Origin of the sequence: Pandoraea sp. NPDC090278, from assembly GCF_044772185.1 — a bacterium.
Lineage (GTDB): Bacteria > Pseudomonadota > Gammaproteobacteria > Burkholderiales > Burkholderiaceae > Pandoraea.
This window is the reverse complement of the sequence record NZ_JBIVYJ010000005.1, coordinates 361999-379595: the sequence shown is the minus strand read 5'-3', so window position 1 is coordinate 379595 and position 17597 is coordinate 361999. Positions and strand designations below refer to the sequence as shown.

The following is a 17597-nucleotide window of genomic DNA, read 5'->3' as shown; positions in this document are numbered from 1 at the left end:
GTGACACATAGTGGCGGACGTCGGGACAGACAAGGCCGTAGACAACATGCAATAGACTCCTCTGAAAATGCACTCTTCAAATGTGAAGTGCGATGCGGATCGGGACCGGCTCGGTGAAAGGGCGGACGACACGAATAGTGGCCAGCCAGTCCAAATCGATTTCCCGGGCATTAACGCTCGGCCTGACGCCCTCGAAGAGGGCGCTCAGGTGGTCGCGCATCAGGCCCAGCACCACGGCGGAATCGGGGTGTACGACGATGGCATTCGCCGGATCGAAAAAGTAGTGGGCTACGGCACCTCCGCGGCCGATATGACGGCCTAGCAATAGCGTTCGCGCACCCGCGGTCACTTCGAAGGCGCGGGAGGTACCCTGCTGCCCCGCAAAGAGGTTATCGAGCGTCCGGACGCCTGAGTCGGTCGGTGACAGATCCAGATATCGGATGTCGATGCGTCCCAATTGGCTCAGGTCCGCCACCAGCCACGCCGACAATTCCGGCACCAATCGCGCCTGCTGATTGAAGAGCATCACCATCGACTCGATGGAATATCGATAGGGAACGAGCGCACAGGCGCGTAGCAGCCCCATACGAACATGCCCCACGTACATGCGGGGACTTTGTGTGACGCCGAGGTAGGTGGCACCCAGGCGACGCGCGTCCTCGGCCATTGGGCTAAGCGCGATCGTTTCCGCCGCATCCACGGCGTTTTGCAAGAAGGCGATGCGTCCGGCGAGCTTGCCCAGCACTTCGGGGTCGGATTCCGCGGGGTTCAGGAAGTCGAGCTTGAGCAAGCGCAATTGCCACGACAACGGCATGGTGGTCGCGGACGTGTCCACGGCAGTCACCGCGCGTCGGGCGATGTCGAACGCCGGGGTGCGGGCGTCGCGCAACGTGGCGTAGCGCGAGCGAAACCCCTGGTCGATGCGCCAGGCGGTATGCGGATCTTCGAGGACGGGTGGGGTGGATCCGGATGGCGACACGAGGTGCCAATTTCCCGAAGGCGACATGTGCATGAGTGGAGCATCGGGGGCCGCTACGTCCGACGAAGCTTCCCGCGTCATACGGAAGAAGCCTGTCGACTCATCGAATGTGACATAGGCCCGGGTCTCGGCGTCGATGGCGGCATAGAAGCGGGCACCCACCCGATGCAGCCCGGTAATCGACGCTTCCGCTGCGACCGGCGCCTCCGAGACAAAGTACTTGTAGCGCGGGTCCCCTGTGATAAGAAGCTTAGCCTTGAAATTTGAGGCAGCCAGTCCCTGCGCGCCGATTGCAGACAAGATGGATTGCCATCCTTGCCCAAACAGGTCCTCGTTGTGGGTTGCTGCGCCGACACCGATGCCGGTGAGGCCGATACCTGCGTCCATCATGGAGTAGACGGTGCTCACCGGGCGAGCAAACGGGAGAAACCAGGTGCCCAAGCCGAAAGCGACATCGACTTTCGAGAACATGTCCATGATGGCTAACAAGGGGCGTGCCGTCGGGGTCTTGCCGGGCTCGGCGTTCGGTTGTTGTTGGCGCGCCTCGTACGCTGACACCACGGCGGTGAACGTGTCGACGGTCCGCGCATTGCTCACGCGCTGCGCCTCGAGCTTGACCTGCTCATGCCATGAGGGGGCGGTAGGGCGGGGACCGACGAACGTGCTGGCGATGCGCGCCCGTGAGGCCTCGTCGCTCAGTTGTTTGCGAAACCAGGAAGCCATTCGATCACGGTCGTCGAAGCCATAGACACGCAAGCCCTCGTCATAGGGCGCAATCAGCAGGCATGGCGAGCGACCGGCGATGGAGACTCGCATCAGGCTCGTCGTCACGCCGCCGATGCTCAGCCATTCCCGCTCGACTTTCGGCGCGCCGATCTCGCGTGCAAGCTCATCGCCATCGAAGCGAGCGAGTTCAATCGGCCCCGCGACGCGCGCCGCAATATGTACCTGATCGATGGGCATTTCGCGCTGCTGACGCATTAGCCACACCTGCGCAATGAACTCCGACTTGAGGACCTTGCGCACGTTGGCGCGCGACGTCTCCCAGAATTGCGTGGTGGCATTGTTGAGTGAGCGGTGCAGGCCCTCGGCCCAGGTCTTGTCGATCACGTCGCTGGCCATTGTCGGCAACGCGTGCGACGAGCCCAGAGGGACGATCGTTCTGTACTGGCCGCCAGCATCTCGATCAAGCAGCGGAAAGTCCCACCAGGGCGCTTCGAGCGAGGTCGAGCGCAAGACGGCGTCGGTGAGCGTCACAGCTTCCCGATGGGCCAGTTTGACGTAGATGTGATCGGGATCGTGTGGGTAAAAGCCTACCTGTCCAAGTCGGTTCATGAGATGTCGCCGCGTGATCTGCTTAATCTGCGGGACGGCCATCGACAGGTTGAATCGCAATGTTTCCAAGTGAGCGATTCTCCTGACGTCGTCAAGGGAGATATCGATCGGACGCTCCGGCAACGCAATACCTGCGCGGGCACAGTCGTGCCGAAAGGCGTGCAGCCCCTGTTCCATACCGTCCGTGCTCGCCCCCGATAACCATTTGCCGTATTGCGCGATGCGCGGCGCGGTGTCGGGCTGTATCACCTGGAGGGGGGCGTCAGCCTTGATGACGTCGAGGGTCGCCTGGGATGCGATCTGAAGCGGCAGTTCAACGCTTGCTTCGCGCAACGCTATAAGCGCTACGTCTTTTGCGGCTTGGTCGCGCATCGGAATCGGTAACCTTTCACTGAGCGTGGCGCGCAGCGCGAGTGTGTCGTCGTCGATAGCGTTGAAAAAGGCCTCGTACGATGCATAAGCGCGCCATGCCGGTGCGTCGCCCTGGAGGTACAGCAATGTGACGCCGTTGCCGGACGGCTTACTGATAACGCACGTTCCGGCAGGGGCGGCGACATGATCCTGGCCGTCCTTACGAATGGTTAATTCGAGCCGATGCGCCAGAAATGCGGGCGCCGACGGATCGTTCGAAAGCGTTGCGTTCGAGAGCGCTGCGTGTGCGAGATGAAACGCTTCATGTGAGATCTGCCCATTGACGTAGGTCAGTGCCAGATCGCTGATGGCAAGCGCGGAGACGGTGACGTTGGTGAGGTGAGACGTTGCGATCGTCTCGAATGTGGCGGGGGGTTGCCACGTCCGGGCGGCCCGTTCGCGGCATGCGGTGTCCCACTGCGCGACGATGCTCTCGAAGCGGTCTGCCGTCATGACCGCCGACGATTCGTACACCGCGCCGGGGCGGGTCTCCAGACTGATGTCGAAGCGCTCACCCTGCGTCGGATGAACGATGTTCAGTCGGCGATCACGAACGCGCTGAGCACCGTCTTGGAGGGACCAATGTGTTACCCGCTGGATTCGAGACTGATCCGTCGGTGCGTGGCGTCTGAGTCGAAGATCGCTCAACTCGAAGTCGGAGAACTCCGTGACGTTGGCAAATTGCCTGCGGAGCAATTCCGCCTCGCTTGGAGGCGGCGAAAACGTCAGGAATGGAGAAAATGCGGCGTAGAGCGCCTTGTGCGTCGCTGCGCGATGCCGCCAGAAATGCGCAGTGTTGATCAGACGTTGCAGTTCGGGAGACACGGACATGTCGGGGAGTGCGGGCGGTGCAAGCGCCTCGCTTCTCACTGATGGCGGCGCGGACGTCGCAGGCAAGTCGGCGGCAGTCGTCGGGAACATCAGCGGTGGGGGAAACAGAAGTCGATCGAGCGCGTAGGGTAGGTGCTCGATGACCGGCATGGCGGTCTCCATGACGAAGCGTTCGACGCTGCCGACGATGTGTTCCAGCCGACCGAGGATTGGCTGCGTCGGCTCCGCGACGGGAATGTGGGATTGGCGCGTGCATGTCCCGGCTGCGGAGCATTCGAAGTCAACGTCGATATCGAGCGTCGGCGAACGATACCTGGGCAGCAAGGGCGGTAAGTCGGGACGGACGGTATGGCAGAACGACGAGGCAAAGAGCATCCCGAGCGCGTATCCGGTTGCCCCGGCGCGGCCGAAATCCAACATCCGCGCCTTCGCGGGCGGCGACGAGGTGAGTGTTATTCGAACGATGTCGTTCGACGCACGCGCGCCGCTGCCTAGCAAGAGGAAGTCCTGCCATACGTCGACAATCGACTGACGCCACTGGCAGAAGTGTCGGCCCCATGCACTGCCGTAACGGCACGTTTCCGGTAGTGAACCCTCGGCGCGCGCCACGGACCGTTCGAGATCGCGCAGGGCAGACGAACTAAGGAGAGAATGGCAAATGTCTTCGACGCTTTCCCAAGGGGCGCGCCGTGCAAGTCGACCCGGTAACGTATCCAGAAGGTGGGTCGTCAGCCACGGATGCGTGTCGAACGCGTGCGCAAAGCGGTCGAGGAGGCCGTCGTTCAACGCCGCCAGATCGGCTCGGCAGACACCTTCTTCCGCAAGCCGCAGTAGGAAACCGAGCGCCGGTTGTGTTTCCGGGGACTCGTCCAGAATTGTCCGGGCACCTGTCGCCAGACTGTCGAAATGAGTGACGCTCCTCAGGAGGTTGGCACGCGCAGCGTCGACCATCGCGTCGTCCCGATAGGGAGGGGCAACCGAAACGCCCGATGTGTCGGCGGCTCTTGAATACATGCCAGGACTCCCGTCGAAGAGGGACTACCGTGCAGTGATATGGAACCGGCGCCAAGCGTGAGAGCTTAGGGTGAGATCAAAACGGCCCACCGGTCGCGAGACATCAGTTTGGCGGCGTGGCACGTGGAACGACTTGCAGATTGCGTTCAAAGCCCCGAAGTCGGAAGCGGCCGGAAATCGCGTGCGGGGGAGGTGAGGCGGGAAGGGGGAAAGCGGGAAAGGCGCGGCTGACGCTCAGGCGTGCGGCAGTTCGTTAGCGCAGTACGCGGCAAGCGCCTGAAGCACTGCATCGTCTTCGCCCACGGCGGCGCTAAGACGTAAGGTGACGCCGGGGTGAGCGCTGCGGCAGGCCTCGGCGAGCATCGGAAGATCGCGCCGGACGTGACCGCCCTGGCCCAGAAACACCGGAACGACGGTGACGTCCTGACAGCCTTGCGAGACGAGTTCTGCGACCGCGTCGGCCAGATTCGGCGTCATCAGTTCGAGAAACGCGAGCCGGACGTGCGCGTCCGGGCGCTGCGCGATCAGCTTGTCGCGCAGACGCTGGAACGGTTCGGCCCAGCGCGGGTCGCGCGAGCCATGAGCAAAGAGGACGACGCCGGGTTTGCCGTGCATCGATGCGTCCTCAGTGCTTGTCCACCCAGCGCAACGCCCCGATGGCGAGCACCAGATAGAGCAGGGACGGTAACGCCGCCGTGAACCACGCTGGCCAGGTGTTGAGCAGGCCCAGATGCGAGAACAGATTGTTGAGCAACTGGAAGCTCATGCCGAGCATGATGCCGCCGAACACCTTCAGGCCGATGGCCCCGGCGCGGGCGTGCAGATAGGCGAACGGCAGGGCCAGCGCCATCATCACGAAGACGGCAAACGGATACAGCAGCTTTTGCCAGAGCGCGAGGTTGTAGCGATCGGTGTTCTGCTGATTTTCCTTCAGATGGCCGATGTACTTGTACAGGCTGCCGATCGCCATGTTGTCGGGCGAGACCATCAGCACGGACAGAATTTGCGGGGTCAGTTCCGAGCGCATCTGCACCGAGTCGATGTGCACCTGCTTGCTCTGCACCAGCGCACGCAACGGATCGTTGCTGGCCGAGGTGTCGTCGATGGCGCTAAAGACCGTTTCGGACACATCCGTCAGCTTCCAGGCGTTGGGCGGGGCAAACTCGCCCAGCTTGGCCAGACGCACGCTGTCGAGGCGCAGCTTCGCGTCGAACTCGTAGATGCGAACGTCGGCAATGGTGTTATCCGGGTTGAGCGTACCGACGTTGATGAAGCGGGTGACGCGGTTGCCGTCCTGATCGACGGTGTCTTTCACCCACACGCCTGATCGAAAGCCTGCGGAGACCGAGCTGCCGAGGGCTTCGAGGCGGATCTTCTGTGCAAGCTGTTCGGCGCTCGGGGCGATGTACTCGCCGATGACGAACGTGATCAGCACAATCGGGAAACCGATCTTCAGCAGCGAGCGCAGCGCCTGTCCTGTGGACAGACCCGAGACGCGGAAGATCGTGAACTCCGAATTCCCGGCCAGTTGGGCGCACACGTAAATGGCCGCGATCAGCGAGGCGACCGGAATGATCTCGTACATGCGCTGCGGGGCGAACAGCAGCACATAAGCCAGCGCGTGCTGGAAGCGGTAGCCGCCCCGGCCCACGTCGCCCAGTTCGCTCACGAGGTCGAAGAAGACGAACAGCCCGACGAACGCAAGCAGGACGAACAGGAACGCCAGATAGATCTGGCGCGCGAAGTATTTCTCATAGACGCGCATCAGCGAGCCCCTCCCGATGCGCTCACTGCGCCGGAACCGTTGTTACGGCGCCGGCCGAAAAGACCGCGAAAACGCACGCGTCGCACGTAAAGCAGGACGATGACTGCCAATGCCAGTGCGTGCAGCAGCCACACGCCGATAGCCAGCGGCAGACGTTCCTGCGCGACCCACGCCTGCGACAGACTCAGCAGGTTGGTGTAGCCCAGATAGATCAGCACGGCCATGACGAGGTTGACGGTGCGCCCGTGACGCGGATTCTGATAGGCCAGCGGCACGGCGAGCAGCACGAGCGCCAGCGCGAGCAGCGGCAAGCCCACGCGCCAGACGATTTCGCCGCGGAAGATCGGATTCTTGATTTCGCGGAACAGGCGCGCGGTAGGCACGCCCTTGGTCGGCGTGTTGTCGGAGCTCGCGGCCGCCGGATTGTCGATCTTCACGCCGTAGCGCTCGAACTCCATCACGCGATAGTCGGGCTGACCCGGCACGCCGTCGTAGCGGCGGCCCTTCTCCAGCACGATGTAGCGATTGCCGTCCTTGGCCGTTTCGATGTGACCGTCTTTCGACACCACGACGTTCACCTTGCCGTTTTCCGTGCCTGAGACAAAGACGTTGTGGACTTTGGTGGCGTCCGGCGACACCGTCTCGACGAAGAACACGCGATGGCTCGCGGCGCTCTCGCGGAACTGGCCCGGCGAGATCATGGAAACGTCATCGCGTTGGGCGAAGCGAGCTTCGAGCAGCGAAATCTGCTGGTTCGCCCAGGGCCAGGCAACCAGCGCGCAGAAGGTGATGACGGCCAGATAGGGCGTGGCAAAGCGCAGCACCGGCTTGATGAAGTCGGTGATGGACAGTCCGGAAGCAAACCACACGACCATTTCGGAGTCGCGGTACCAGCGGGTCAGGACGAACAGGATCGAGACGAAGAGCGTCACGATCAGAATGACGGCGAGGTAGCCGATGACGGCCAGACCGATGAGCACGAGAACGTCGCGCGGATCGGCTTTCCCGGACGCGGCGAAGCCCAGGATGCGGATCATCATCGTCGTTAGCATGACGGTGATCAGCACCATGAAGACGGCCCCGGCGGTGTAGTTCAGCTCGCGCTGCAGGGAACGCTGAAAAATCATGTGATGACGGTTGGGTGCTCTCGCGGTTGGGCGAGCGCGGAAAAAAGCGGATAATTGCGGCTCGTACGAATTTTACCCGAGGAAAGCGCGATGGACTTTAGCACAAAAGCCTTCGATTCGACCAAGGCGGGCCAAGCCGGTCTCGCCAATGCAAAGACCGAATGTCTGGTGGTTGGCGTGTTCGAGCAGCAGCCGCTCGCAGGGCTGGCCAATGCGCTCGACGCCGCGAGCAAGGGTTTGCTCGCCCGCATGGTCAAGCGCGGCGAAATCGACGGCAAGCTCGGCAGCACGCTGATGCTGCACGAAGTTGCCGGATGGAGCCCGGCACGTGTGCTGTTCGTCGGTCTGGGCCGCGAAGACCAGCTCTCGCAGAAGGGCTTCAACGAAGCCACCCGTGCCGCCGTGCGCGCCGTGCTCGCCTCGCGTGCCACGGACGCCCTCTGGACCCTGCCGCAAGCCAAGGTCGTCAACCAGGATTCCGCCTGGGCCGTGCGCGGCTCGGTGCTCGCCCTGCGCGAGGCGACCTATCGCTTCACGCGCATGAAGAGCAAGGTCGAAGCCGCCAATACCGCGCTGCGCAAGGTCGTGTTCTCGGTTGCCCCGGACGATCTGAAGGCCGCCAAGCTGGCTGCCAAGCAGGGCGAGGCCATCGCCAACGGCATGGCGCTCACCAAGGACCTCGGCAACCTGCCGGGCAACGTCTGCACGCCGACGTATTTGGCCGATACCGCCCGCAAGCTCGCGCGCGAGTTCAAGCTCAAGTCGGAAATCCTCGGGCCGAAGCAGATCGAGGCGCTCAAGATGGGGTCGTTCCTGTCGGTCGCCCGTGGCTCGGTCGAGCCGCCGCAGTTCATCGTCCTCAAATATGAAGGCGCCAGCGCCAAGCAGGCCCCGATCGTCCTGGTCGGCAAGGGCGTGACGTTCGACACGGGCGGCATCTCGCTCAAGCCGGGCGAGGGCATGGACGAGATGAAGTACGACATGTGTGGTGCGGGCTCCGTGCTCGGTACGATCCGCGCGGTCGCCGAGATGGGCCTCAAGCTCAACGTCATCGCCATCGTGCCTGCCACGGAGAACATGCCGAGCGGTCAGGCGACGAAGCCGGGCGACGTGGTCACCAGCATGTCCGGCCAGACCATCGAAGTGCTCAATACCGACGCCGAAGGCCGTCTGATCCTGTGCGATGCGCTCACCTACGCAGAGCGCTTCAACCCGGCGGCCGTGATCGACGTCGCCACGCTCACGGGCGCTTGCATCATTGCGCTGGGTCATGTGAATTCGGGCCTCTTCTCGAAGAGCGACGCGCTCGCCGACGAACTGCTGGCTGCTGGCCGCACGACGGGCGACACGGCCTGGCGTCTGCCGGTCGAAGACGAGTATCAGGAGCAGCTCAAGTCGAACTTCGCCGACATGGCGAACATCGGTGGGCGTCCGGCCGGTAGCGTGACGGCAGCCTGCTTCCTGGCGCGCTTCACCGAGAAGTACGACTGGGCCCACCTGGACATCGCCGGTACGGCCTGGAAGAGCGGCGCGGCGAAGGGGGCGACGGGCCGTCCGGTACCGTTGCTTACGCAGTTCCTGCTTGATCGCGAAGCCCGGTGACCCGCGTCGACTTTCACACGCATGTGGCGGACCGGCTCGAATACGCGTGCCGGTTCGCGCGCAAGGTCTACGGGGCGGGGCAGACGCTCGTGGTCGTCGGAGAGCCCGACGTGCTGCGGGCGTTCGATCAGACCTTGTGGACGTTCTCGCCGCTGGAGTTCGTCCCGCATTGCTTCACGGCCGACCCGGTCGCGGCTCAGACGCCGGTCGTGCTGGCCGGACCTGACGAGGAAGCCCCGCACCATCAGGTCATGCTCAATCTGGCGAACCTCGTGCCCACGCACTTCGCGCGCTTCGAGCGGGTGGTGGAAATCATTGGCGACACGCCCGACGACCTGTCGGGTGCGCGCGAGCGTTATCGCTTCTACCGTGATCGTGGCTACACCCTGAACAACTACGACCAGCGAGGCTGACCGTGACGAACGAGCCCGAGCGCAACGACCCCGGCATTCCCACGCTGACCGAAGTGCTTGCTGAGGGCGAAACGGTGCCTGCGGGCGCTGTGGGTGATAAGCAGGCTGCCGAACCGGTGGCGGAGCAGGGTGTCCCGGCCGATGTTGCGGTGTTTGCCGAGCGTGTGAGCGCGCGGCTCACGCTGCAACTCGCCGACGAAATCACGACGATGGTGGAGCGTCGCTGTCACGACGCGTTGATCGATCAGACGTCATGGCTGGTGCAACTGATCGGCAAACAAGTGGCGGACGCCTTGCAGGCGCAACTGCCGGATCGTATCCGACAGGCCGTCATCGAAGAGGTGGCGAAACAGGTGCGCGCGCAGGGGTGATCGGCAAAGCCGCTTTACGGTCAGGGGCGGGGCGACGGCGCCATCCCGAGAATCCAGCGTGCAAGGCTGTTCGCCTCACCCGGTGCGAGTTGCAGACCTGCAGGCATCGGAATCTTTCCCCACTTTCCCTGACTGCCCTCTGAGATGGAACGGGCGAGTTCGTCGGCGGCTCCCGGCTGTCCGGCATAACGCTTGGCGATGTCGCGATACGACGGCGCGAGCAGCGTCCGGTCGGTAGCGTGGCAGGTCATGCAGTTGCGCGCGCGGGCAAGCTTTTCCATGGCGCGTGCGTCGAGCGCGTCGGTCTCTGGTGCAGCGCTTGTGCCCGACTGGGCAAAGGCAGTTGCCGCGACCAACAGCCACATACTCATCATCGTCCCGGCGCGTGTGCCGACAAATCCCTTCATTCGATACTCCCCGACCGTGTTGACGGAATCCGATGCGAGGCTGCATGACAGGGACGTCTGTGGGCGACGACTTTGGGCAGATGCATCGACGCGCCATTATACGGTGGCAATTGCGCTACTTCGCGCGGCACGACGACGCATGAAAAACGGCACGCCCGCCGTGTCGCGGGACGTGCCGTTGCTTCAGGTCGATGTGCTTTGTGCTGCGTTGCAGCTTCGTCGTGCCATCCGTGAGGATCAACCCGTCGCGCCGCCCTTATTAGCCGGTTGCGCCAGTGCGGCGTACTTGGCGAGCACGCCACGCGTGTAGCGCGGGGCAGGGGCTTTCCACGCGGCGCGGCGTTTGGCGAGTTCGTCGTCGGCCACGTTCAGTTGGAGCAGCAGTTTGTGCGCATCGATGGTGATCGAATCGCCTTCGTGCACGAGCGCAATGGTGCCGCCCACGAACGCCTCCGGTGCCACGTGTCCGACCACCATGCCCCAGGTGCCGCCCGAGAACCGGCCGTCGGTGATGAAGCCGACTGTCTCGCCGAGCCCCTTGCCGATGATCGCCGAGGTCGGTGCGAGCATTTCCGGCATACCCGGCCCGCCCTTCGGTCCGAGATAGCGCAGCACCAGAATGTCGCCCGCCTGAATCTTGTCGCTCAGGATCGCCTCCATGGCGCTCTGCTCGTCGTCGAACACACGCGCCGGGCCGGTGATCACCGGGTTCTTCAGGCCGGTGATCTTGGCGACGGCACCGTCTTCGGCCAGATTGCCCTTGAGGATGGCGAGGTGGCCTTCTTTGTAGAGTGCCTTGTCGACGGGGAAGATCACGTGCTGATCGGCGCGCGGCACCGACGGTACGTCCTTCAGTTCTTCCGCGATGGTGCGGCCGGTGATCGTCATGCAGTCGCCGTGCAGCAGGCCCGCGTCGAGCAGAATCTTGAGCACTTGCGGAATGCCGCCAGCCTTGTGCAGATCGGTCGCCACGTACTTGCCCGACGGCTTCAAATCGCAGATGACCGGCACGCGGGCACGAATGCGCTCGAAGTCCTCGATGCTCCACTCGACGTCCGCCGCATGGGCAATCGCCAGATAGTGCAGCACGGCGTTGGTCGAACCGCCCGTGGCCATGATCAGCGCAACGGCGTTCTCGATGGATTTGCGCGTAATGATGTCGCGCGGCTTGAGGTCTTGCTTGACGGCCTCGATCAGCACCCGCGCCGACTCGGCGGCCGAGTCGACTTTCTCCTGATCGGGGTTGGCCATCGTCGAGGAGTAGAGCAACGACATGCCCAGCGCTTCGAACGACGAGCTCATCGTATTGGCGGTGTACATGCCGCCACAGGAGCCGGTCGTCGGACAGGCGTTCTTTTCGATGCCCTTGAAATCGGCCTCGGTCATGCGCCCGGCGGTGAATTCGCCCACGGCTTCGAACGAGGAGACGATGGTGAGATCGCGGCCCTTCCAGTTGCCCGGCTTGATCGTGCCGCCATAGACGTAGATGCCAGGCACGTTGATGCGTGCGAGCGCGATCATGCCACCCGGCATGTTCTTGTCGCAGCCGCCGATGACGACCACGCCGTCCATCCACTGGCCCTGCACGGCCGTCTCGATACAGTCGGCGATGACTTCACGCGAGACGAGCGAATACTTCATGCCCTCGGTGCCCATCGACATGCCGTCGGAGATGGTCGGGGTGCCGAAGGTCTGGGGATTGGCCTGATGGGTTTTGATCGCTTCTACTGCGGCGTCCGTCAGACGCTGCAACCCCGCGTTGCACGGGGTGATCGTCGAATGGCCGTTGGCCACGCCGATCATCGGATTATCGAAGTCTTCTTCCTTGTAGCCCAGCGCGTAGTACATCGAGCGGTTGGGCGAGCGTGCCACGCCTTGCGTGACGTTGCGCGAACGACGGTTGAATGCCATGACGTCTCTCTCCTGTGGGGATGCGCCACGCCACGAGCCGTCGCAGCGTCGCACATAGGCGTTGTTGTATCACGCTGTACTGACGGTGGCATCCCGAAAGAGGATGGAACGCCACTTGATGCGATGTTGCTGTGCGACTGCGCGAGCGGGGGGCCTTAGTCCATCGAGGCCACCGCCGCTCACGTTTCAACCTTTCACGCTAGTTCACGCGATTAACCGCCATTAGCCGCGCTTGCCCAGCTTCAGTTGCGACAGATCGCGCACTGCGCCACGGTCGGCGGAAGTGGCGAGTGCTGCGTAGGCTTGCAGGGCTTGCGAGACGACACGCTCGCGGCCGACCGGCTGCCATGCGTCGTCGCCACGCGCTTCCATCGCGGCGCGACGGCGGGCCAGTTCTTCGTCCGACACGGCCAGATGCATCTTGCGCTGGGTGATGTCGATCTCGATCACGTCGCCATCTTCCACCAGACCGATGGTGCCGCCTTCGGCCGCTTCCGGCGAGGCGTGGCCGATCACGAGACCCGACGAGCCGCCCGAGAAACGACCGTCCGTGAACAGGGCGCACGTCTTGCCCAGGCCCTTGGACTTCAGGTACGACGTCGGGTACAGCATTTCCTGCATGCCCGGGCCGCCCTTCGGACCTTCGTAGCGAATCACGACCACGTCGCCTGCTTGTACCTTGTCGCCGAGGATCGCATCCACGGCGTCGTCCTGGCTTTCGAACACGCGTGCGCGGCCGGTGAAGACCCATTGCGATTCGTCGACGCCAGCCGTCTTCACGATGCAGCCCTTGTCGGCGAGGTTGCCGTACAGCACAGCCAGACCGCCGTCCTTCGTGTAAGCGTGTTCCTTGTCGCGGATGCAGCCGACTTCGCGGTTCAGGTCGAGCGACGGGTACGTCGACGACTGGCTGAAGGCGATGGTCGTGGGTACGCCACCCGGAGCGGCGCTGTAGAACGTTTGCGCTTTATCGTTGGCGTTGTTCGTCACGTCCCATTGCGCAATCGCATTGCCGAGCGTGCCGCTGTGGACGTTGCCGCACGACGTGTCGAGCAGGCCGCCACGGGCGAGTTCGCCCAGAATGCCGATGATGCCGCCGGCACGGTGCACATCTTCGATGTGGTACTTGTCGGTGGCCGGTGCGGCCTTGCACAGGCACGGTACATTGCGCGAGATGCGGTCGATGTCGGCCATCTTGAAATCGACGCCCGCTTCTTGTGCTGCGGCGAGCAAGTGCAGCACGGTGTTGGTCGAGCCGCCCATGGCGACATCGAGCGTCATGGCGTTTTCGAACGCGGCCTTGGTGGCGATGTTGCGCGGCAGGACCGAGGCGTCTTCTTCCTGATAGTAGCGGCGGCACAGATCGACCACGAGACGACCGGCCTGCTCGAACAGCCCGCGACGCCAGGCGTGCGTGGCCACGATGGTGCCGTTACCCGGCAGGGCGAGGCCGATGGCTTCCGTCAGACAGTTCATCGAGTTCGCGGTGAACATGCCCGAGCACGAGCCGCACGTCGGGCAGGCGCTGCGCTCGACTTCGGCGACTTCGGCGTCGCTGATCTTCGGGTCGGCTGCCTTGATCATGGCGTCGATCAGGTCGATCTTGGCGATGACCTGGCCATCGCCCGACTTGACCTTGCCCGCTTCCATCGGGCCGCCCGAGACGAACACGACCGGAATGTTCAGGCGCATGGCGGCCATGAGCATGCCCGGGGTGATCTTGTCGCAGTTGGAGATGCAGACCATGGCGTCGGCGCAGTGCGCGTTGACCATGTATTCCACCGAGTCGGCGATCAGTTCGCGCGACGGCAGCGAGTACAGCATGCCGCCGTGACCCATGGCGATGCCGTCGTCCACGGCGATGGTGTTGAATTCTTTGGCCACACCGCCCGCTGCCTCGATTTCCTTGGCGACGACGGCGCCCAGATCGCGCAGGTGCACGTGACCCGGCACGAACTGCGTGAAGGAGTTCACCACGGCGATGATCGGCTTGCCGAAGTCGCTATCGGTCATGCCGGTGGCGCGCCACAGGGCGCGGGCGCCGGCCATGTTGCGGCCGTGCGTGGAGGTGCGGGAACGGTAATGAGGCATGGTCGTCTTCCGTGAAACTACAGCTTGTCTTATGGGGAGGACGTCAAGATTCGTCTTTCCTTGAATGCTTGTCAAATATATTATTTGACTCGGATTGAGTCGAAAAACATATCATGGACCTGCGTCAGTTTCGATACTTCGTCGCCGTGGCCGAAGAACGGCATTTCGGCCGTGCCGCACAGCGGCTCTCGATGACCCAGCCACCGCTCTCGCAGCAGATTCGGGCGCTGGAGGCGTCGCTGGGCGCGCCGCTGTTTGTGCGCACCAACCGCTCAGTCGAACTGACGGCGGTGGGGCGGCAACTGCTGCCGGAAGTGCGCCGCATTCTGGCCGATGCCGACGCGCTGCCCGCGCTGGCACTAGGGCTGGCGCACGGCGAGGTCGGCACGCTCTCACTGGGCTTCGTCTCGACGGCGGACTACGGCATCCTGCCGCCGCTGTTGCGCGAGTTCGGCGAGCGCTATCCGCGCGTGCGACTGCAACTGCTCGAAGCGACCAGCGACGTGCAGGTCGAGGCGCTGATGGACGGGCGTATCGACGCCGGTCTCTTTATTCCGCCGGTGCCCGCGCGCTACGCCAACGAACTGTCGTATCTGCCCATCGTGCGTGAACCGCTGATGCTGGCGCTGCCTGCGGGACGTCACGGTGGTGCAGACAACGCAGACAAGGCGGACGATGCGCCAGCGTCGGGCAGCGACGGCCAGCCCGGCGCGCCGGTGAGCCTGGCAGATTTCGCCGACGAGCCGCTCGTCATCTTCCCTCGCCGCGTGGCCCCGGCGTTCTACGACATCATCATGGGATGCTACGCCGCGCTGGGTCTCACGCCGCGCGTGGGACAGGAGGCGATTCAGATGCAGACGATTGTCAGTCTTGTGTCGGCGGGCATGGGCGTGGCGCTGGTACCGCAATCGCTTTGCCACTTGCGACGCACGGGGGTGACCTACCGGGCGCTGCGCGAGACGAGCGCACTGATCGAGACCGGCCTACTGTGGCGCACGGCCGAAGTCACGCCCGTGCTCGAAGGGTTTCTCGAGACGGCGCGCGGCGTGGCGCATACCCCACCGGGTGCGACGCTCTCGACCTGAGCCGGTCATCCGGGGTGTCCTGAGCGTGAAGATGGCGCGTGCGCATGTCGCGCTGCCGTGTGCTCGTGGTATCGTGCAGCCCATCCCGTGGCGTGCCGGTGGACCGTTTCATCGACCGGCACAGCGCATGGCGCTAACAAGGAGACGGAGGAGACGGCAGCCGCTTTGCGAAGGCAGTCCCCGCGCCCCCTGGCGGAACTTTTGTTCACGAATCGATTCTTCTGATCCATGCTGATTCATCCTCAATTCGACCCGGTCGCGATTCATCTCGGCCCGCTCGCTATCCGCTGGTACGGCCTGATGTATCTGGTCGGCTTCATTCTCTTCCTGCTGGTAGGCCGCTTGCGCGTGCGCCAGCCGTCCATCGCGGCGCAAGGCTGGAAGGCGCAGGATCTCGACGACATGCTGTTTTACGGCGTGCTCGGCGTGATTTTCGGCGGACGTCTGGGCTATGTGATCTTCTACAAGCTGTCGTTCTACCTGGCGAATCCGCTCGACATCTTCAAGGTGTGGGAAGGCGGTATGTCATTCCACGGTGGCTTCCTCGGGGTGCTGGTGGCGATGTGGCTGTTCACGCGCCGTCGCGGGCACTCGCTGCTAGAAGGCACCGATCTCATCGCACCGATGATCCCGTTGGGGCTGGCCGCCGGGCGTCTGGGCAACTTCATCAACGGCGAGCTGTGGGGACGTGTGACGTCGCCCGATTCGCGCTTCGCGATGCTGTTCCCGCAAGCGGCCGCGGAAGACGCACAGTGGATGTTCGCGCATCCGCAAGCGATGGCCGATCACGCGCTGGCGATGGTGTTCGCGCAGTTCCACGGTCTGCCTCGCTACCCGTCGCAGTTGTTCGAATTCGCGCTCGAAGGCGTGGCGCTGTTCCTGCTGCTGTGGTTCTTTGCGCGTCGTGCGCGTCCGGTGGGCGCGGTGTCGGGCATGTTCCTCGTGGGCTATGGCCTGTTCCGCTTCCTCGCCGAATTCACGCGCGAACCGGACGCTTTCCTCGGCTTGCTGTCGTTCGGTCTGTCGATGGGGCAATGGCTGTCGCTGCCGATGATCGTCGCTGGCGTGATCATGTTGGTGTGGTCGTATCGTCGCGCGCGGGTGGGGGCGGCAGCGTAAGCGCGTAGTGACTTGTGGCGCGCTCGCGCCCATCGGTTCTTCGATTCAAAACGGGCCACAGGACCTTGCGTCGGTGGCCCGTTTTTTCGTCTTTCGATGCCGTAAAGGCCCGAGGTAGCGTCCGTGTGCGCCGCCCTCAACCCGCCTTGCGCGAGAGCGCATGCAACGATGCCATCAGGTCGGCAAAACGCTCTCCCTGCACCGTGACGTGGCCGCGCAGATGTTCCGACGCGGCGTCCGCGTCGCCTGCCTCGATGGCACGAAAAACGGCGTCGTGTTCCGAGAACGACTGATGCGGCCGGTCGCGCACGCGCAGTTGCAAACGGCGGTACACACGCAAACGCCGGTGTAGTTGCAGTGCCGTCTCCTGAAGATAGGCGTTGTGACTCGCCTGATAGATGAGCGCGTGGAAGTGCGCGTTGACTTCGTAATACGTGTCGATATCGCGCGCCTCGGCCGCCGCCCGGCTGGCTTCGTGCGTCTGCCGTAGTTCGGCCAGTTCATCTTCGGTAATGCGGCGCGCCGCCAGCCGTCCGCACATCGACTCCAACTCTGCCATCACCTCAAACATCTCGCACAGCCGTTGCGGGTCGATTTGCGCGACGACCGCGCCCCGGCGCGGCCGGATCTCGATCACACCTGACGACGCCAACTGAATCAGCGCTTCGCGCAACGGCGTGCGCGACACACCGAACGCAGTGGCCAGCTCGACCTCGTCGAGTCGCATGCCGGGCGGGTACTCGCCCACCGCAATCTTTTCCTCGATGGCCTGTCGCAGCGCTTCCGATCGCTTCGGTTTTACGGTCATGACGCTCTCGCTCGGTCGGGTTTCGATCCCGTGATCGGGGGTCGTATGGGGTTCATGGTTACCAAAGTAGCGCGCGAATTCCCCGTTGAAGATCGGGGTAAACGCCGAAAGTGTATTTTTTAACCGGTCGATTTGTATACACCGTGACGGATTAACTATACGATTTCATTCCGAGAGCGGCAACTCGCGCACTCGAAACTTCAAAAACAAAGCAGTCATCCGTACATGCAGTGCCGGCGTTTCCGGTGGTGCACCTGGCGTCCGTCTTCGGCGGTTGGCGAAGCGGGCTTCGGGCGATGTCACGCACCGGACTTCGCAGGTTCATCGC

13 protein-coding genes are annotated in these 17597 nt (G+C 63.5%); 5 read left to right on the top strand and 8 right to left on the bottom strand.

Annotated features, from left to right (window positions below):
- Positions 1–76 precede the first annotated feature (76 nt).
- The 4 genes from ACIQWO_RS19500 to lptF all read right to left on the bottom strand — a co-directional run bounded on the left by ACIQWO_RS19500 (position 77) and on the right by lptF (position 7462).
- On the bottom strand, positions 77–4570 hold the full coding sequence (locus ACIQWO_RS19500) for a dermonecrotic toxin domain-containing protein (RefSeq protein ID WP_402827699.1): 4494 nt from the start codon (positions 4568–4570) through the stop codon (positions 77–79).
- A 234-nt stretch (positions 4571–4804) separates the two neighbouring features.
- Complete coding sequence (locus tag ACIQWO_RS19495; RefSeq protein WP_402827696.1) at positions 4805–5185, bottom strand: sirohydrochlorin chelatase; 381 nt, start codon at positions 5183–5185, stop codon at positions 4805–4807.
- Positions 5186–5195: 10 nt separating this feature from the next.
- Positions 5196–6335 carry an LPS export ABC transporter permease LptG gene (gene lptG / locus ACIQWO_RS19490; RefSeq protein WP_402827693.1) on the bottom strand — a complete coding sequence of 380 codons (1140 nt, stop codon included), beginning with the start codon at positions 6333–6335 and terminating at the stop codon, positions 5196–5198.
- Positions 6335–7462, bottom strand: a complete 1128-nt coding sequence (gene lptF, locus ACIQWO_RS19485) for an LPS export ABC transporter permease LptF (protein ID WP_402827690.1) — start codon at positions 7460–7462, stop codon at positions 6335–6337. The genes lptG and lptF overlap by 1 nt, the downstream gene beginning before the upstream one ends.
- 90 nt (positions 7463–7552) lie before the next feature.
- Here lptF and ACIQWO_RS19480 point away from each other — a divergent pair, with 90 nt between their 5' ends.
- Genes ACIQWO_RS19480 through ACIQWO_RS19470 form a run of 3 tightly spaced genes read left to right on the top strand, consistent with a single transcriptional unit; the run spans position 7553 to position 9848 of the window.
- On the top strand, positions 7553–9064 hold the full coding sequence (locus ACIQWO_RS19480; RefSeq protein WP_402827687.1) for a leucyl aminopeptidase: 1512 nt from the start codon (positions 7553–7555) through the stop codon (positions 9062–9064).
- The gene (locus ACIQWO_RS19475; RefSeq protein ID WP_402827684.1) at positions 9061–9477 is read left to right on the top strand and encodes a DNA polymerase III subunit chi; all 417 of its coding nucleotides are present in this window, start codon (positions 9061–9063) and stop codon (positions 9475–9477) included. Before ACIQWO_RS19480 ends, ACIQWO_RS19475 begins: the two co-directional genes overlap by 4 nt.
- 2 nt (positions 9478–9479) lie before the next feature.
- A complete protein-coding gene (locus ACIQWO_RS19470) occupies positions 9480–9848 on the top strand; it encodes a DUF2486 family protein (RefSeq protein ID WP_402827681.1) in 369 nt (122 codons plus the stop codon).
- Positions 9849–9868: 20 nt separating this feature from the next.
- Here the strand turns inward: ACIQWO_RS19470 and ACIQWO_RS19465 are convergent, their stop codons facing one another.
- From ACIQWO_RS19465 to ilvD (ACIQWO_RS19455), 3 genes are all read right to left on the bottom strand, one after another.
- Positions 9869–10255, bottom strand: a complete 387-nt coding sequence (locus ACIQWO_RS19465; RefSeq protein ID WP_402827678.1) for a c-type cytochrome — start codon at positions 10253–10255, stop codon at positions 9869–9871.
- Between the two features lie 237 nt (positions 10256–10492).
- Positions 10493–12166: a dihydroxy-acid dehydratase gene (ilvD, locus tag ACIQWO_RS19460; protein WP_402827675.1), complete on the bottom strand. Its 1674-nt coding sequence runs from the start codon at positions 12164–12166 to the stop codon at positions 10493–10495.
- 222 nt (positions 12167–12388) lie between these two features.
- On the bottom strand, positions 12389–14257 hold the full coding sequence (gene ilvD / locus ACIQWO_RS19455) for a dihydroxy-acid dehydratase (RefSeq protein ID WP_402827672.1): 1869 nt from the start codon (positions 14255–14257) through the stop codon (positions 12389–12391).
- Positions 14258–14370: 113 nt separating this feature from the next.
- Between ilvD (ACIQWO_RS19455) and ACIQWO_RS19450 the strand changes: the two genes are divergently transcribed.
- Positions 14371–15342, top strand: a complete 972-nt coding sequence (locus ACIQWO_RS19450; RefSeq protein ID WP_402827669.1) for a LysR family transcriptional regulator — start codon at positions 14371–14373, stop codon at positions 15340–15342.
- Between the two features lie 228 nt (positions 15343–15570).
- Positions 15571–16461, top strand: a complete 891-nt coding sequence (gene lgt, locus ACIQWO_RS19445) for a prolipoprotein diacylglyceryl transferase (RefSeq protein WP_402827666.1) — start codon at positions 15571–15573, stop codon at positions 16459–16461.
- A gap of 136 nt (positions 16462–16597) precedes the next feature.
- On the opposite strand, the gene ACIQWO_RS19440 is transcribed toward lgt, so the two are convergent.
- On the bottom strand, positions 16598–17269 hold the full coding sequence (locus tag ACIQWO_RS19440; RefSeq protein WP_039400112.1) for a GntR family transcriptional regulator: 672 nt from the start codon (positions 17267–17269) through the stop codon (positions 16598–16600).
- Positions 17270–17597 lie beyond the last annotated feature (328 nt).